The 15,000-nt window shown below is 44.1% G+C and carries 15 protein-coding genes and 2 tRNA genes; 13 read left to right on the top strand and 4 right to left on the bottom strand.

The window, feature by feature from the left end; translation table 11 throughout:
- Positions 1 to 136: 136 nt before the first annotated feature.
- The gene (gene mscL, locus BLW31_RS19860) at positions 137 to 583 is read right to left on the bottom strand and encodes a large-conductance mechanosensitive channel protein MscL (protein WP_010536866.1); all 447 of its coding nucleotides are present in this window, start codon (positions 581 to 583) and stop codon (positions 137 to 139) included.
- Positions 584 to 725: 142 nt separating this feature from the next.
- Here mscL and gap point away from each other — a divergent pair, with 142 nt between their 5' ends.
- The 7 genes from gap to BLW31_RS19825 all read left to right on the top strand — a co-directional run bounded on the left by gap (position 726) and on the right by BLW31_RS19825 (position 7,987).
- Positions 726 to 1,736: a type I glyceraldehyde-3-phosphate dehydrogenase gene (gene gap / locus BLW31_RS19855; RefSeq protein WP_008759940.1), complete on the top strand. Its 1,011-nt coding sequence runs from the start codon at positions 726 to 728 to the stop codon at positions 1,734 to 1,736.
- 181 nt (positions 1,737 to 1,917) lie between these two features.
- Positions 1,918 to 3,978: a M3 family metallopeptidase gene (locus BLW31_RS19850; protein ID WP_010536865.1), complete on the top strand. Its 2,061-nt coding sequence runs from the start codon at positions 1,918 to 1,920 to the stop codon at positions 3,976 to 3,978.
- A 23-nt stretch (positions 3,979 to 4,001) separates the two neighbouring features.
- On the top strand, positions 4,002 to 4,502 hold the full coding sequence (locus tag BLW31_RS19845) for a DUF4847 family protein (RefSeq protein ID WP_010536864.1): 501 nt from the start codon (positions 4,002 to 4,004) through the stop codon (positions 4,500 to 4,502).
- A gap of 18 nt (positions 4,503 to 4,520) precedes the next feature.
- Entirely contained in the window at positions 4,521 to 4,970 is a 450-nt protein-coding gene (locus BLW31_RS19840) for a dCMP deaminase family protein (RefSeq protein WP_010536863.1), read from the top strand.
- A gap of 30 nt (positions 4,971 to 5,000) precedes the next feature.
- Positions 5,001 to 6,749 carry a S41 family peptidase gene (locus BLW31_RS19835; protein ID WP_010536862.1) on the top strand — a complete coding sequence of 583 codons (1,749 nt, stop codon included), beginning with the start codon at positions 5,001 to 5,003 and terminating at the stop codon, positions 6,747 to 6,749.
- Complete coding sequence (locus BLW31_RS19830) at positions 6,691 to 7,251, top strand: 5-formyltetrahydrofolate cyclo-ligase (RefSeq protein WP_010536861.1); 561 nt, start codon at positions 6,691 to 6,693, stop codon at positions 7,249 to 7,251. The genes BLW31_RS19835 and BLW31_RS19830 overlap by 59 nt, the downstream gene beginning before the upstream one ends.
- A complete protein-coding gene (locus BLW31_RS19825; RefSeq protein WP_022300980.1) occupies positions 7,196 to 7,987 on the top strand; it encodes a histidinol-phosphatase in 792 nt (263 codons plus the stop codon). The genes BLW31_RS19830 and BLW31_RS19825 overlap by 56 nt, the downstream gene beginning before the upstream one ends.
- On the opposite strand, the gene BLW31_RS19820 is transcribed toward BLW31_RS19825, so the two are convergent.
- A complete protein-coding gene (locus tag BLW31_RS19820) occupies positions 7,974 to 8,261 on the bottom strand; it encodes a DciA family protein (RefSeq protein ID WP_008764453.1) in 288 nt (95 codons plus the stop codon). The two genes, BLW31_RS19825 and BLW31_RS19820, sit on opposite strands and share 14 nt — an antisense overlap.
- Positions 8,258 to 9,367: a DNA replication/repair protein RecF gene (recF, locus tag BLW31_RS19815; RefSeq protein ID WP_010536859.1), complete on the bottom strand. Its 1,110-nt coding sequence runs from the start codon at positions 9,365 to 9,367 to the stop codon at positions 8,258 to 8,260. Before recF ends, BLW31_RS19820 begins: the two co-directional genes overlap by 4 nt.
- A gap of 161 nt (positions 9,368 to 9,528) precedes the next feature.
- On the opposite strand from recF, the gene BLW31_RS19810 reads away from it, so the two are divergent.
- From BLW31_RS19810 to BLW31_RS19785, 6 genes are all read left to right on the top strand, one after another.
- Positions 9,529 to 10,212: a tetratricopeptide repeat protein gene (locus tag BLW31_RS19810; RefSeq protein ID WP_010536858.1), complete on the top strand. Its 684-nt coding sequence runs from the start codon at positions 9,529 to 9,531 to the stop codon at positions 10,210 to 10,212.
- 164 nt (positions 10,213 to 10,376) lie between these two features.
- Positions 10,377 to 10,871 carry a 6,7-dimethyl-8-ribityllumazine synthase gene (gene ribH, locus BLW31_RS19805; protein ID WP_008764452.1) on the top strand — a complete coding sequence of 165 codons (495 nt, stop codon included), beginning with the start codon at positions 10,377 to 10,379 and terminating at the stop codon, positions 10,869 to 10,871.
- A gap of 50 nt (positions 10,872 to 10,921) precedes the next feature.
- Positions 10,922 to 11,004, top strand: a tRNA-Tyr gene (locus tag BLW31_RS19800).
- A gap of 8 nt (positions 11,005 to 11,012) precedes the next feature.
- Positions 11,013 to 11,085, top strand: a tRNA-Gly gene (locus tag BLW31_RS19795).
- A 62-nt stretch (positions 11,086 to 11,147) separates the two neighbouring features.
- Positions 11,148 to 12,407, top strand: a complete 1,260-nt coding sequence (locus tag BLW31_RS19790) for a Gfo/Idh/MocA family protein (protein WP_010536857.1) — start codon at positions 11,148 to 11,150, stop codon at positions 12,405 to 12,407.
- 31 nt (positions 12,408 to 12,438) lie between these two features.
- Positions 12,439 to 14,286, top strand: a complete 1,848-nt coding sequence (locus BLW31_RS19785) for a right-handed parallel beta-helix repeat-containing protein (RefSeq protein ID WP_022302104.1) — start codon at positions 12,439 to 12,441, stop codon at positions 14,284 to 14,286.
- A gap of 68 nt (positions 14,287 to 14,354) precedes the next feature.
- On the opposite strand, the gene BLW31_RS19780 is transcribed toward BLW31_RS19785, so the two are convergent.
- On the bottom strand, positions 14,355 to 14,900 hold the full coding sequence (locus BLW31_RS19780) for an RNA polymerase sigma-70 factor (protein ID WP_010536855.1): 546 nt from the start codon (positions 14,898 to 14,900) through the stop codon (positions 14,355 to 14,357).
- Positions 14,901 to 15,000: the final 100 nt, after the last annotated feature.

Genomic DNA, 15,000 nt, shown 5'->3' with positions numbered 1-15,000 from the left:
GACGAATATTAAGCCTTATTACCTAATTACTGAAAAAATAGTCGCATAGACAAAAAAGAGGAACGACTATTTTATATTAAAAAAAGAAGGGGATGTGCCTTAGTTTTGACACAGCCCCTTTAATAATTATGGATACTTATTTCTTCTCTTTCAGCAGATCGCGAATCTCAGTCAGCAACACTTCTTCCTTGGTAGGAGCAGGCGGTGCAGGAGGAGCAGCCGGAGCTGCCTCTGCCGCTTTCTTTGTAGTCAGCTTCGTGATGAGACGTATAAATAAAAATATAGCAAAAGCTATAATCAGAAAGTCAAAAGTTGCCTGCAGAAATTGTCCGTAATCCAGAGATACGGCAGGAGCAATCTCTTTACCATCGGCTCCGACTTCTGCCGCTTTCATTACCCATTTCAGATCTGTAAAGTTCACACCACCAACCAGCAAGCCAATTGGAGGCATAATAACATTCGCCACCAACGACGATACTATCTTTCCAAACGCGCCGCCGATAACTACACCGACAGCCATGTCTATGACGTTCCCTTTCATGGCAAACGCCTTAAAGTCCTGTAAAAATGTGCTCTTTCCCATCTTTTTTCAATATTTAATGTGAATTTAATATGCGAATATAAAAACATTTTCGTAATTTTGCACCGCATTTGAAAATAAAACAAATGCGCAAGCTGAGAGATATTTGAACAAATATTATAAAACCCTTAAAAGTTTAAACAAAATGATTAAAGTAGGTATTAATGGATTCGGACGTATCGGACGTTTCGTTTTCCGCGCTGCAATGAAAAGAAACGATATTCAAATCGTAGGTATCAATGACCTTTGCCCGGTTGACTACTTGGCTTACATGCTGAAGTATGACACAATGCACGGTCAATTCGACGGTACTATCGAAGCAGATGTTGAAAACAGCAAATTGATCGTTAACGGTCAGGCTATCCGCATCACTGCAGAAAGAAACCCGGCTGACTTGAAATGGGATGCTGTAGGTGCTGAATACGTTGTTGAATCTACAGGTTTGTTCTTGAGCAAAGACAAAGCTCAGGCTCATATCGAAGCTGGTGCAAAATATGTTGTAATGTCAGCTCCTTCTAAAGATGACACTCCGATGTTCGTTTGCGGTGTAAACGAAAAAACATACGTGAAAGGTACTCAGTTCGTTTCTAACGCTTCTTGTACTACTAACTGTCTGGCTCCTATCGCTAAAGTATTGAACGACAAGTTCGGTATCCTTGACGGTTTGATGACTACAGTTCACTCTACAACTGCTACTCAGAAAACAGTTGACGGTCCTTCTATGAAAGACTGGAGAGGTGGCCGTGCTGCTTCTGGCAACATCATCCCTTCTTCTACTGGTGCTGCTAAGGCTGTAGGTAAAGTAATCCCGGCTTTGAACGGTAAACTGACTGGTATGTCTATGCGTGTTCCTACTTTGGACGTATCTGTAGTTGACTTGACTGTTAACTTGGCTAAACCGGCTACTTACGCTGAAATCTGCGCTGCTATGAAAGAAGCTTCTGAAGGCGAATTGAAAGGTATCCTGGGTTACACTGAAGATGCAGTAGTTTCTTCTGACTTCTTGGGTGACACTCGTACTTCTATCTTCGATGCTAAAGCTGGTATCGCTTTGACTGATACTTTCGTGAAAGTTGTATCTTGGTATGACAACGAAATCGGTTACTCTAACAAAGTTCTTGACTTGATCGCTCACATGGCATCAGTTAACGCTTAATTAGAAGTCTAAACATATAGGAAACCGCTGCGGGAAACCGTAGCGGTTTTTTTGTCTTCATTTTATATATTGTTAAAAAGCAAGGTATTATCCGTGGTATAACCTACAATTTTAGTAGTTTTGTACTTCTATGAAGAGAATTATGAAGAGATTATTAATAACATTGATACTAGTTTACACCATGAACAATATACTGAACGCTCAGAATCCTTTCTTCGGTCAGTATCAGACACCGCATGGTACTGTACCCTTTGACCGGATCAAGACAGAGCATTATGAGCCTGCCATCCTCGAAGGAATCAAACAGCAGAACGCGGAGCTTGATGCTATCATACAAAATCCGGAGAAAGCGACTTTTACAAATACAATAGAAGCCTACGAACAATCGGGAAGGCTGCTGGACAGAGTGACTGCCGTATTCGGCAATATGCTTAGTGCTGAAACCAATGACGACCTACAGGCATTGGCTCAGAAAATCATGCCGTTACTCAGCGAGCACAGCAACAATATCACACTGAATGAGAAATTGTTTGCCCGCGTGAAAGAAGTGTACGCCCAAAAAGAATCCTTGCAACTGACTCAGGAACAGACCCGTCTGCTGGACGATATATACGACAGTTTTGTGCGCCACGGTGCCAACCTCGAAGGGGAAGCACGCGAACAATACCGACAGCTGACCAATGAACTGAGCAAACTGACACTCGACTTCAGCGAAAACAACCTGAAAGAGACAAACAGGTATCAGATGCTTCTGACGAATAAAGACCACATTGCCGGACTACCGGACATCATAGTAGAAGCCGCCGCCGAAACAGCCAAAAGCGAAGATAAAGAAGGATGGGCTTTCACCCTGCATGCTCCAAGCTATGTGCCTTTCATGACTTATGCCGACAACCGCGAGTTGCGCCGCAAGCTCTACATGGCATATAATACCAAATGTACACACGATAACGAATTCAACAACATCGAAATTGTAAAGAAGCTGGTAAACACACGCATGAAAATAGCCCAGCTGCTGGGATACAAGGATTATGCGGAATATACCCTCAAAAAGCGAATGGCTGAAAACAGCGACGCTGTATACAAACTGCTCAACCAGCTACTGGAAGCCTACACTCCCACCGCACAGAAAGAATACCTTGAAGTGCAGGAACTGGCGCGTCAGGAGCAAGGTAACGACTTTGTTGTCATGCCTTGGGACTGGAGTTACTATTCCAACAAACTGAAAAACAAGAAATTCAATATCAACGAAGAAATGCTCCGTCCTTACTTTGAACTGGAACAGGTAAAGAAAGGAGTATTCGGACTGGCAGAAAAACTTTACGGAATCACATTCCGGAGAAATACGGAAATACCGGTTTACCACAAAGATGTTGAAGCCTACGAAGTATTCGACAAGGACGGTAAGTTTCTGTCCGTATTGTACACCGACTTCCATCCCCGTCCCGGAAAACGCGCCGGAGCTTGGATGACCAGTTATAAGGAGCAATGGACAGATACCGCAACCGGCGAAGACAGCCGGCCTCATATATCCGTAGTGATGAACTTCACCAAGCCGACTGAAAGCAAACCCGCTTTGCTGACGTTCAACGAAGTGGAGACATTCCTGCATGAGTTCGGACACAGCCTGCATGGTATGTTCGCCAACTCAACCTATCAGAGTCTGAGCGGAACAAACGTATATTGGGACTTTGTAGAACTTCCTTCGCAAATCATGGAAAACTTTGCCATCGAGAAAGAATTTCTCAATACCTTTGCCCGTCATTATGAAACCGGAGAAGTGCTTCCGGACGAACTGATACAGAGACTGGTGGATGCTTCGAACTTCAATGCAGCCTATGCCTGCCTCAGACAAGTAAGCTTCGGCCTGCTCGATATGGCATGGTACACCCGCAACACTCCTTTCGAAGGCGATGTAAAAGCCTACGAACAGGAAGCCTGGAAAAAGGCACAGGTATTACCGATAGTACAGGAAGCGTGTATGAGCACTCAATTCTCCCATATCTTCGCCGGAGGATATTCCGCCGGATATTACAGTTACAAATGGGCAGAAGTGCTGGATGCGGATGCTTTCTCACTGTTCAAACAGAAAGGTATCTTCAACCGGGAAGTGGCAGACTCATTCCGCAACAACATCCTGTCTAAAGGAGGAACCGAACATCCAATGGTACTTTACAAGCGTTTCCGCGGACAGGAGCCTACCATTGACGCATTGCTGATCCGAAACGGCATAAAGAAATAAAATAAAAAAAGAGAGAATTGGACATGAAGAAGAGATTGATACTTAAAGTATTAGGATTGCTGTTATTGCTCCCTATGTTTTCCGGATGTAATGATACGGATGATGTAGCCGGCATCTTCACCGGTAAGACATGGAAACTGACTTATATCACCAAAGCAAACGGTCATGGATGGTATAACTTTCCTGATATAGCAGACGAAAGCAACGTCATGGAATATATAAACGGAAAGAAAACTTTCATGCTGGTTTTTTCAGGCAGTGTAGAAGACGATATAATACAAGGTACATTCACAGGCAGCGGTGCAATCAACACCAACGGAACCTGGAGTGCGAACGGTAAAAATCAGGAGTTTGGAATGAAAGTGGAAAAAGGAACTCCTATCGACAGCAAAGACCGTATCGCCGAAAAGATCCTGGAAGGGATGAGAAAAGCAAATTCTTACAAAGGATCGGACAGCCGGAACCTGTATCTTTATTATCAGACTGATAAAGAAGACCTCTGCCTGGTATTCGCTCCAAACTAAGATTAGAACTGAAACAAGATGGACACGGAAAAGAAACAATTGGAACTGGACAAACGTTACATACGTATGGCAAGCATATGGGCGGAAAACTCTTATTGCCAGCGTCGTAAGGTAGGAGCTTTGATTGTAAAGGACAAAATGATCATCTCCGACGGATACAACGGTACTCCTTCGGGCTTCGAAAACGTATGCGAGGATGAGAACAACCTGACAAAGCCCTATGTCCTTCATGCGGAAGCAAACGCTATCACCAAGATAGCACGCTCGAACAACAGCAGCGACGGCGCTACAATGTACGTCACCGCCTCACCTTGCATCGAATGTGCAAAATTAATCATACAGGCAGGAATCAAACGAGTAGTCTACTCCGAACATTACCGCCTGGAAGATGGAATAGAACTATTGAAACGGGCAGGAATCGAAGTCATCTATACAGAACTGAACGAAGATTCTTCTCCAAACAAATAATAAGACGAACGTTTTTAAAAAGGAATAGACATGAGTACAAGAAACTCTTCACGTTTTACACCTATCATCATAGCTATCAGCGTGGTAGCCGGTATTCTTATCGGTACGTTTTATGCCAAGCACTTCGCCGGCAACCGTCTGGGAATCATCAACGGTTCTTCCAACAAGCTGAATGCGCTGTTGAGAATCGTAGACGATCAATATGTAGACACTGTAAACATGACCGACCTCGTGGAAAAAGCTATGCCGCAGATTCTGGCAGAACTGGACCCACACTCTACTTACATTCCCGCACAGAATCTTGAAGAAGTCAATTCGGAACTGGAAGGCAGTTTCAGTGGAATCGGTATCCAGTTTACAATACAGAATGATACGATTCATGTGAATGCCGTTATTCAGGGAGGTCCATCCGAGAAAGTGGGACTCATGGCAGGTGACCGGATTGTCAACGTAGACGACAGTCTGTTTGTCGGCAAGAAGCTGAACAACGAACTGGCCATGCGCACGCTGAAGGGTCCTAAAGGATCGCAGGTCAAACTGGGTGTCAAGCGCGTTGGAGAACCTAAATTACTGGACTTCACCATCACCCGCGGAGACATTCCTCAGAACACTGTGGATGCCGCGTATATGCTGAACGATGATATCGGTTATGTAAAGGTCAGCAAGTTCGGACGTACCAGCCATGTAGAATTGCTGAATGCTCTGGCTCAACTCAACCATAAGAAATGCAAAGGACTGATTATCGACCTTCGCGGCAATACAGGAGGATATATGGAAGCTGCTATCCGCATGGTGAATGAATTCCTGCCCGAAGGCAAACTGATTGTATATACACAAGGACGTAAATATCCGCGTTCGGAAGAATTTGCCAACGGTACGGGTAGCTGCCAGAAAATGCCATTGGTCGTATTGATTGACGAAGGCTCTGCTTCCGCCAGCGAAATCTTTACCGGAGCAATTCAGGACAACGACCGAGGTACAGTGGTAGGACGCCGTTCTTTCGGAAAGGGATTGGTACAACAACCGATCGACTTCAGCGACGGCTCTGCAATCCGTCTGACGATCGCCCGCTACTATACTCCTTCGGGACGCTGTATCCAACGTCCTTACGAAAGTGGTAAAGACAGGAATTATGAACTGGACTTATACAACCGCTACGAACATGGTGAGTTCTTCTCACGCGACAGCATCAAACAAAACGAGAACGAACGTTATCTCACCAGCCTGGGACGTACTGTTTATGGCGGTGGTGGCATCATGCCGGACGTATTTGTACCACAGGATACCACCGGAGTCACTTCTTATCTGTCATCCGTAATCAACCGCGGACTGACTCTTCAGTTTACTTTCCAGTACACGGACAACAACCGGAAGAAACTGAGCCAGTACGAAACGGAAGAAGAGTTACTGAACTACCTCCGTCACCAAGGTCTGGTAGAGCAGTTTATCCGCTTCGCCGATACCAAAGGTGTAAAGAGAAGAAACATTCTGATCCAGAAATCATACAAACGTCTGGAAGCGAATATCTATGGCAACATCATCTATAATATGCTGGGACTGGAAGCTTATCTGAAATACTTTAATAAATCGGATGCTACCGTACAGCAAGGTATAGAGCTGCTCGAAAAAGGTGAAGCTTTCCCGAAAGCCCCTGTCGAGACAGAAGAGGAAGTGACGAAAGAAAAGAAAGATGGAAAGAAAAAAAGAACTGCGCAAGCTTATGGCATCACTGAAGATCCAACACGAATCTTCGACTTTGCAGAAGCTGCAATCAGCTAAAATACTTGCCGCCCTCGAAGCCCATCCGGCTTTCAGGGCGGCAACTACTGTATTGCTCTACCATTCGCTCAAAGATGAAGTAGACACACATGCATTTATCCGGAAATGGAGCAATGAGAAACGAATATTGCTCCCGGTAGTTGTCGGCGATGATTTGGAATTACGCCTCTATACCGGTCCCGAAGATATGGCAACCGGCACTTACGGTATTGAAGAGCCCGTTGGAGAAACATTCACAGACTATGCCAGCATAAACTTTATCGCTGTTCCCGGTGTTGCTTTCGATCGGAAAGGAAACCGGCTGGGACGAGGAAAAGGCTATTATGACCGACTGCTTCCACGTATTCCCGCAGCTTACAAAGCAGGTATCTGCTTTCCATTTCAAGTAGTAGAAGAAGTTCCGGCAGAAACATTCGATATCTGCATGGACATAATTATAACAAGTAATGAGGACGAATTATCACACCCACACCACCCGCTGCCTTCATGCGACAGGGAGTGACGAAGAATTTGTTTTAAGCGCCATCAAAGGCGGTTATCAGGAACTTGGTTTCTCTGACCACACTCCGTGGAAATACCACACCGATTATGTGTCCGACATCCGGATGACTCCCGAACAGCTACCGGGCTATGTAGAAAGCCTACGCTGGCTGCAAGAAAAATACAAAGACCAGATCAGCATCAAAATCGGACTGGAATGCGAATACTTTCCGGAATATATTCCCTGGCTAAAAGGAATCACCAAAGAGTACCAGCTGGATTATATCATCTTCGGAAACCACCATTTCCATACAGATGAGAAGTTCCCTTATTTCGGACGAAACACCCATACGGTAGATATGCTCGAACTTTATGAAGAAAGTGCAATTGAAGGAATGGAGAGCGGGCTATTTGCTTATCTGGCACACCCCGATCTGTTCATGCGCTCCTATCCCTCATTCGACCGCCATTGCAAACTGATCAGCAGGCATATCTGCCGGACAGCTGCCCGCCTGAATCTGCCTCTGGAATATAATATCGGCTACGAAGATTACAATGATAAACATGGGCTGATAACCATTCCCCACCCTGCTTTCTGGGAAATAGCGGCACACGAAGGCTGTACTGCCATTATCGGAGTGGATGCTCATAGCAACCAATATCTGGAAACTCCGTTCTATTATGACCGGGCAAACGAAACACTCCGGAAACTGGGAATGAAAGTGACAGACAGGATTCCTTTCCTCAACGAAAAATAATGTTTGTAATAACCGTAGCCCCTACCCTCTGATTCAGAGTACGCACCAACAGTTCCCGCCCCATCATCAGTTCCTGACGAAGGGCAGCTGAGGTGAGATGTACATACAGCGTCTGGTTACGAATATAAAGATTACTGGTATAGCTTGCCGCCGGCCCCAACACCTGCGGCCAGGCATCCAGCAACCGCTGCTCGTTCAGAGGAGACTCCAGACTCTCCTGACGCAGGTATTGCTGAATTAGTTTTCCTATCTGTTCGGCATCGTTCCGCTTCATTGTTCAGCCCCCATTTCATTGATGACACCCTGATCTACGCGGAATATTTTATAATCACTGCCTACCTTTTGCAGAATACGATCCAAATGCTCCCGGTTAGTGTCCGTTATAAATATCTGGCCAAAGCTGTCACCGGCTACCAACTTGACAATCTGTTCTACCCGCGAAGCGTCCAGCTTATCAAAGATATCATCCAGCAGCAGCAAAGGAATGGTTCTTCCCGTACGCTTCAGGAAATCAAATTGTGCCAGTTTCAATGCTACCAGATAAGTTTTATTCTGTCCCTGCGAACCTTCCTTCTTGATCGGGAAGTCGCCCAACAGCATATTCAGCTCGTCTTTATGAATCCCCCGCAAAGAGAATCCCATGATCTTATCCCGCTCACGGCTTTGCTTCAGCACTTCCAGCAAAGAAGCATCCCGTGCATGCGAATCATAGGATAATCCTACCTGTTCTTTATCTTGGGAAATAAAGGAATAGAACGACTGGAAAATAGGTATAAACTCTTCGATGAATGCTTCCCGTTTACGAAAAACAATTTCGCCCGCCTGTGCCATCATCTCCTCCCAGACCAGAAACAACTCTTCCTCTATCGGAGATTCACTTTTCAATAAGGTATTGCGCTGTGCCAATGCCTTATTATAGCGTATCAATGCTTCCAGGTATTCCTTATCATATTGAGAGATCACAACATCCATAAAGCGGCGACGTTCGTCACTTCCTCCAGCTATCAGCTCCGAATCGGCAGGCGAAACCATCACCAGCGGCAGGAAGCCGATATGATCGGAGAAGCGGCTGTATTCTTTCTTATTTCGCTTGAACTGCTTTTTCGAACGGCGCTTCATCCCGCAATAAATCTCCTCCGGTGTACCATCTTCCGCTTCATAAAAGCCTTGAATGACAAAGAAATCCTGCTCGTGCCGAATGTTCTGCGAATCAATCGGATTGCCCGAGCTTTTGCAGAAAGACAAGAAATACACTGCATCCAGCAAATTCGTCTTTCCCATTCCGTTCTGTCCGAAGAAGCAGTTCAGTTTGGCGGAGAATCCGATCTCCACTTGCTCCAGATTCTTATAGTTTAATATGGATATCCGTTTCAGTATCATTGTATACGCGTTAATTTGTTCACAAAAGTAGCAAGTTTTTCGAGGTTTTCGAGCGTAAAACAAAAAAAGATGCCTCTAAATTTCGTTTGTAGATATAAAAAAACTACTTTTGCGAGTCGAATTATCAAACGATGAATAATAACAAAAAGAATCATATAAAAATGGCAGAACAAAAGAATCAGAATGAACATCTGAACGTAGAAGATGCACTGACACAATCGGAAGCATTTCTTGTTAAGTACAAAAACGCAATCATCGGCGGTGTTGTAGCCGTGATTATCATCGTAGCAGGTTTTATCATGTACAAGAACCTCTATGCTGAACCACGTGAAGAAAAGGCACAGGCTGCTCTTTTCAAAGGACAGGAATACTTTGAACAAGATGCTTATGAACAAGCACTGAACGGTGATAGTATTGGTTATGTAGGTTTCCTCAAAGTAGCTGATGAATATAGCGGCACTAAGGCTGCTAATCTGGCAAAAGCTTATGCAGGAATTTGCTACGCACAACTAGGTAAATATGACGAAGCTGTGAAGATGCTTGATGGTTTCAACGGAAACGACCAGATGGTAGCTCCTGCAATCCTCGGTGCAACAGGTAACTGCTACGCACAACTGGGTCAGCTGGACAAAGCCGCTTCTACCCTGATATCTGCAGCAGACAAAGCTGACAACAACTCATTAAGCCCTATCTTCCTGATGCAAGCCGGAGAAATTCTGGTAAAACAAGGAAAATATGACGATGCCGTTAATGCCTATACCAAGATCAAGGATAAATACTTCCAGTCTTATCAGGCTATGGACATCGACAAATACATCGAACAGGCTAAACTGATGAAGAAGTAATATTCCTTATTATATACATAATAGAAGATTAGGCACGGATTACACGGATTTCACGGTTTTTAGTACGTCACGTACTAATGCAATTATGCGAAGCTACCGTGAAATCCATGTAATCCGTGCCTTTTATAAATCCTACATTTATAACCCCTTTAATTACTACAATTATGGCAACAGCATACCATAACTTATCCGAATACGATTTCAATTCTGTTCCAAACGCTGAAAACATGAAATTCGGCATCGTTGTATCCGAATGGAATTTCAATATCACCGGAGCTTTGCTGAACGGCGCAGTCAATACATTAAAAAAACATGGAGTAAAAGATGAAAATATTCTGGTAAAAACTGTACCGGGAAGTTTCGAACTGACCTTCGGCGCCAATCAAATGATGGAAAATTGCGATGTGGATGCAATTATTGCAATTGGTTGCGTCATTAAAGGAGATACTCCACATTTTGATTATGTCTGTATGGGAGCGACTCAAGGAATTACCGAATTAAACGCAACTGGCGACATACCAGTCATTTACGGATTAATTACCACTAATACGATGGAACAAGCAGAAGATCGCGCCGGTGGTAAACTGGGTAACAAAGGAGACGAATGTGCAATTTCTGCAATAAAAATGATCGATTTTGTTTGGAGTTTAAATAAATAGTCGTATCTTTGCACCGCAATTGAGAAACAAACCTTCTCAAAAGCAAAAAAGGGCAAATACCAGAGTGGCCAAATGGGGCAGACTGTAAATCTGCTGTCTTTCGACTTCGGTGGTTCGAATCCATCTTTGCCCACAAAAATTGCGGAAGTAGCTCAGTTGATAGAGCATTAGCCTTCCAAGCTGAGGGTCGCGGGTTTGAGCCCCGTCTTCCGCTCTTCAAAGAGAATCTGAGAAATTAGATTCTCTTTTTTTGTATTACTTTAAACCTCTAAGAACATGAAAGATTCTCCAACGCGGTCACGCGTACTGCAATTGGCACACCCCCCTATCCCAATTGTCCGCATCGGAATTATAGGATTGGGGAATCGAGGGTTACTCACCCTGCAGCGATATCTGCAAATAGAAGGAACGACCGTCAAAGCCCTCAGTGAAATCAGGGAAGGCAATCTGCACAAGGCCCAACTCATACTAAAAGAAGCAAAGCAACCCGAAGCCACAGGATATACCGGACCGGAAGGCTGGCGAAAGATGTGCGAATGCAGTGATCTGGATTTAATATTCATCTGTACAGACTGGCTCACTCATGCCCAAATGGCATCTTATGCAATGGAATGCGGCAAACATGTAGCCATAGAAGTCCCGGCTGCCATGAACATAGCTGAATGCTGGCAACTGGTAGATACCGCAGAAAAGACAAGACGTCACTGTATCATGCTGGAAAATTGCTGCTATGATCCCTTTGCTCTGACTACGCTCGAAATGGCACGCCAAGGTGTGCTCGGAGAAATTATGCATGTAGAAGGTGCATATATTCACGATCTCCGCTCTATGTATTTTGCCGAAGAGAGCGAAGGCGGCTACCACAATCACTGGGGAAAGAGATATAGTATCGAGCATACAGGCAATCCCTACCCGACTCATGGTCTGGGACCTGCTTGCCAGATTCTCGATATTCACCGTAGCGACAGAATGGAATATCTCGTATCCATGTCTACCCATCAGGCTGGCATGAGCGAGTATGCCCGGAAGAGATTTGGCGAAGATTCACCGGAAGCCCGGCAGAAATATAAACTAGGAGATGTCAACACCACCCTTATCCATACAGCCAAAGGAAAAACGATCATGCTTCAGTATAATATATCCACTCCCCGACCTTACAGCCGTTTGCAAACAGTATGCGGTACACTCGGCTTCGCACAAAAATATCCGGTACCTTGCATCACACTGGATTCCCACGGAGACGCTCCGCTGGAAGGAGAAGCATTGGAGGAAATACTGACCCGCTATAAACATCCCTTTAGCGCCACTATCGGTGAGGAAGCGCATCGCAAAGGATTACCCAACGAAATGAACTACGTTATGGATTACCGGCTAATATACTGCCTGCGCAACGGATTGCCTCTTGACATGGATGTGTACGATGCAGCCGAATGGTCGTGCATCACCGAATTAAGCGAAAAATCGGCATTAAACGGCAGTATGCCTGTAGAAATACCGGACTTTACCAGAGGCATCTGGAAAGAACATACACATTAGCATTTATTTACCCCCAAAACCATAAAAACACATGAGAACATTTTTATCATTAAAAACATGCTTGTTAGCTGTACTTTTACTTTGCACAAATAGTATTTCGGCAAGCAAGATTATTTCCGTATCCGATTTTGGCTTGAAACCCGACAGCCGCATCAACTCGGTTCCATTTATACAAAAGGCAATCGAGGCTTGCAGACAACATCCCGGCTCCACCCTCGTCTTTCCGAAAGGAAGATATGACTTCTGGGCACAGCATGCCATTGAAAAAGACTATCATGAAACGAATACCTACGACATTAATCCGAAAATTCTAGCTGTGCTACTGGAACAAATCAATGATCTGACGATTGACGGCAATGGCTCTGAATTTATCATGCACGGCCGGATGCAGCCATTCACGCTGGATCACTGCCGGAATATTACTCTAAAGAACTTTTCCGTTGACTGGGAAATACCATTAACTGCACAAGGGATTGTCACTCAGTCTGCTCCCGATTATCTTGAAATTGAGATTGACTCCCGTCAATATCCTTATATTATAGAAAACAAACGCCTGACTTTTGTCGGTGAAGGATGGAAAAGCAGTCTTTGGGCTATCATGCAGTTTGATCCCAACACTCATCTTGTCCTGCCGAACACAGGCGACAATTTAGGATGGCGTTCATACGATGCCATGGAAGTAAAACCCGGACTAGTGCGTTTATCCGATCCTAAAAGAGAAGCAGAAAAATTCTTCCCTGCACCAGGCACGATCCTTGTGTTACGACATAGCACCCGTGACCATGCCGGTATTTTCATCTATCACAGCATGGATACTAAACTGGAAAATCTGAAGTTATTCCATACCTGCGGACTGGGCATCTTATCACAATACAGTAAGAATATATCATTTAATGATGTACATGTCATTCCGAATGCTTCTAAAAAGCGCGTATTGAGCGGACATGACGATGGTTTCCACTTTATGGGATGCAGTGGACTTCTCAAGATCGAGAACTGTAGCTGGGCCGGATTGATGGATGATCCGATCAACATTCACGGAACATGTTCCCGGATTATGGAAGTTCTTTCTCCTACCCGTATCAAATGCAAGTTTATGCAGGATATGAGCGAAGGTATGGAATGGGGCCGTCCGGACGAAACAATCGGATTTATAGAACATAAAACCATGCGCACCGTAGCTACCGGCAAAATAAATAAGTTTGAAACACTGAATAAAGCTGAATTCATCATCGAGCTATCAGCGCCACTTCCAGCCGGAGTGGAAGCGGGATATGTAATAGAGAATCTGACCTGTACACCCGATGCGGAAATACGTAACTGTCATTTTGGAAGTTGCCGGGCACGTGGTTTGCTCGTATCTACGCCCGGTAAGGTTATCATTGAGAACAATGTATTCGAATCCAGCGGTTCTGCCATTCTGATTGCCGGAGATGCAAATGCATGGTATGAATCGGGAGCGGTCAAAGATGTGCTGATACGCAACAATGATTTTCGCTATCCTTGCAATTCTTCACTCTATCAGTTCTGTGAAGCAGTGATTAGCATTGATCCTGAGATACCGACACCCGAGCAAAAATATCCATATCATCGTAATATACGCATTGTGGATAACACCTTCCATCTTTTCGACTATCCGATTCTCTTTGCACGCTCGGTAGACGAACTCACTTTCTCTTCCAATACACTTATACGCGATACTACTTACCAGCCTTATCACTATCGCAAGGAGGGTATCACGCTGGAAGCATGCAGATCAGTAGTTATTTCGAACAATAAAATCGAAGGAGATGTATTAGGACGTACCGTTAAAATTGAAAAGATGAGACCTTCAGATGTAAAAATGAGCAAGAACCCTTACTTCAAACTAAAAAAATAAGATATACAAAGGTCTGCAAGCAGCTAAACGTATTCGTATTCATACCTGAATGCGGATACGTTTAAGCATTATCCCATAAATACAACGAATAAAGGCAGGTTCTCTTTTATAAATTTCAATGCTAAGGTTATCTGCCGTTCTATCGCTTTTTCACTGACCGCACAACGTTCTGCGATTTCCCGGTTAGACAAATGCTCTTCACGGCTCATTCTAAAAATCTGCTGCCGCCTGGCCGGAAGCTGCGAAATCAATTTATCAATATAGTTCTTCAAATCAGCAGCATCCAGTTCCTCTTCTATATCATATGAATTCTCAATTCCTTTTAAAACCGTCATCTTAAAATTCAATTCATTAAAATACCTGCGCGAATAATTGAATATGATATTGCGGGTAATCATAAAAAGAAATCCATCAAAATTTTTTGTAACATCCAAAAATTCTCTCGACTCCCAGAGTTTCACGAAAACATCCTGCACTACTTCTGAAATCGCGGAAGACGAAGTAATATAAAGTCGCGCAAAATTATAGACCTTCAACCAATAAAGGTCATACAACAAAGAGAATGCAGATGCATCCCCAACTTTTACCTTTTCTAAAATTATCGTCTCCTTCATTTGTTTTCAATTGTGTTACAAAAATAAGGAAATAACCATTAAGCACAACATTTTTCTTGATTTTTATTCAGAATAAAGTTATCTTTTTTCCATTAAACAG

This window comes from Bacteroides faecis MAJ27 (assembly GCF_900106755.1).
In the GTDB taxonomy this organism is placed as follows: domain Bacteria; phylum Bacteroidota; class Bacteroidia; order Bacteroidales; family Bacteroidaceae; genus Bacteroides; species Bacteroides faecis.
The sequence above is the reverse complement of the archived record's forward strand: the minus strand, read 5'-3'. Positions and strand labels throughout refer to the sequence as shown.

Bases quoted from the DNA above. Each gene is read 5' to 3' on its own strand.
- mscL (WP_010536866.1), bottom strand. From the start codon at position 583: ATGGGAAAGAGCACATTTTTACAGGACTTTAAGGCGTTTGCCATGAAA.
- gap (WP_008759940.1), top strand. From the start codon at position 726: ATGATTAAAGTAGGTATTAATGGATTCGGACGTATCGGACGTTTCGTT.
- BLW31_RS19850 (WP_010536865.1), top strand. From the start codon at position 1,918: ATGAACAATATACTGAACGCTCAGAATCCTTTCTTCGGTCAGTATCAG.
- BLW31_RS19845 (WP_010536864.1), top strand. From the start codon at position 4,002: ATGAAGAAGAGATTGATACTTAAAGTATTAGGATTGCTGTTATTGCTC.
- BLW31_RS19840 (WP_010536863.1), top strand. From the start codon at position 4,521: ATGGACACGGAAAAGAAACAATTGGAACTGGACAAACGTTACATACGT.
- BLW31_RS19835 (WP_010536862.1), top strand. From the start codon at position 5,001: ATGAGTACAAGAAACTCTTCACGTTTTACACCTATCATCATAGCTATC.
- BLW31_RS19830 (WP_010536861.1), top strand. From the start codon at position 6,691: ATGGCATCACTGAAGATCCAACACGAATCTTCGACTTTGCAGAAGCTG.
- BLW31_RS19825 (WP_022300980.1), top strand. From the start codon at position 7,196: ATGAGGACGAATTATCACACCCACACCACCCGCTGCCTTCATGCGACA.
- BLW31_RS19820 (WP_008764453.1), bottom strand. From the start codon at position 8,261: ATGAAGCGGAACGATGCCGAACAGATAGGAAAACTAATTCAGCAATAC.
- recF (WP_010536859.1), bottom strand. From the start codon at position 9,367: ATGATACTGAAACGGATATCCATATTAAACTATAAGAATCTGGAGCAA.
- BLW31_RS19810 (WP_010536858.1), top strand. From the start codon at position 9,529: ATGGCAGAACAAAAGAATCAGAATGAACATCTGAACGTAGAAGATGCA.
- ribH (WP_008764452.1), top strand. From the start codon at position 10,377: ATGGCAACAGCATACCATAACTTATCCGAATACGATTTCAATTCTGTT.
- BLW31_RS19790 (WP_010536857.1), top strand. From the start codon at position 11,148: ATGAAAGATTCTCCAACGCGGTCACGCGTACTGCAATTGGCACACCCC.
- BLW31_RS19785 (WP_022302104.1), top strand. From the start codon at position 12,439: ATGAGAACATTTTTATCATTAAAAACATGCTTGTTAGCTGTACTTTTA.
- BLW31_RS19780 (WP_010536855.1), bottom strand. From the start codon at position 14,900: ATGAAGGAGACGATAATTTTAGAAAAGGTAAAAGTTGGGGATGCATCT.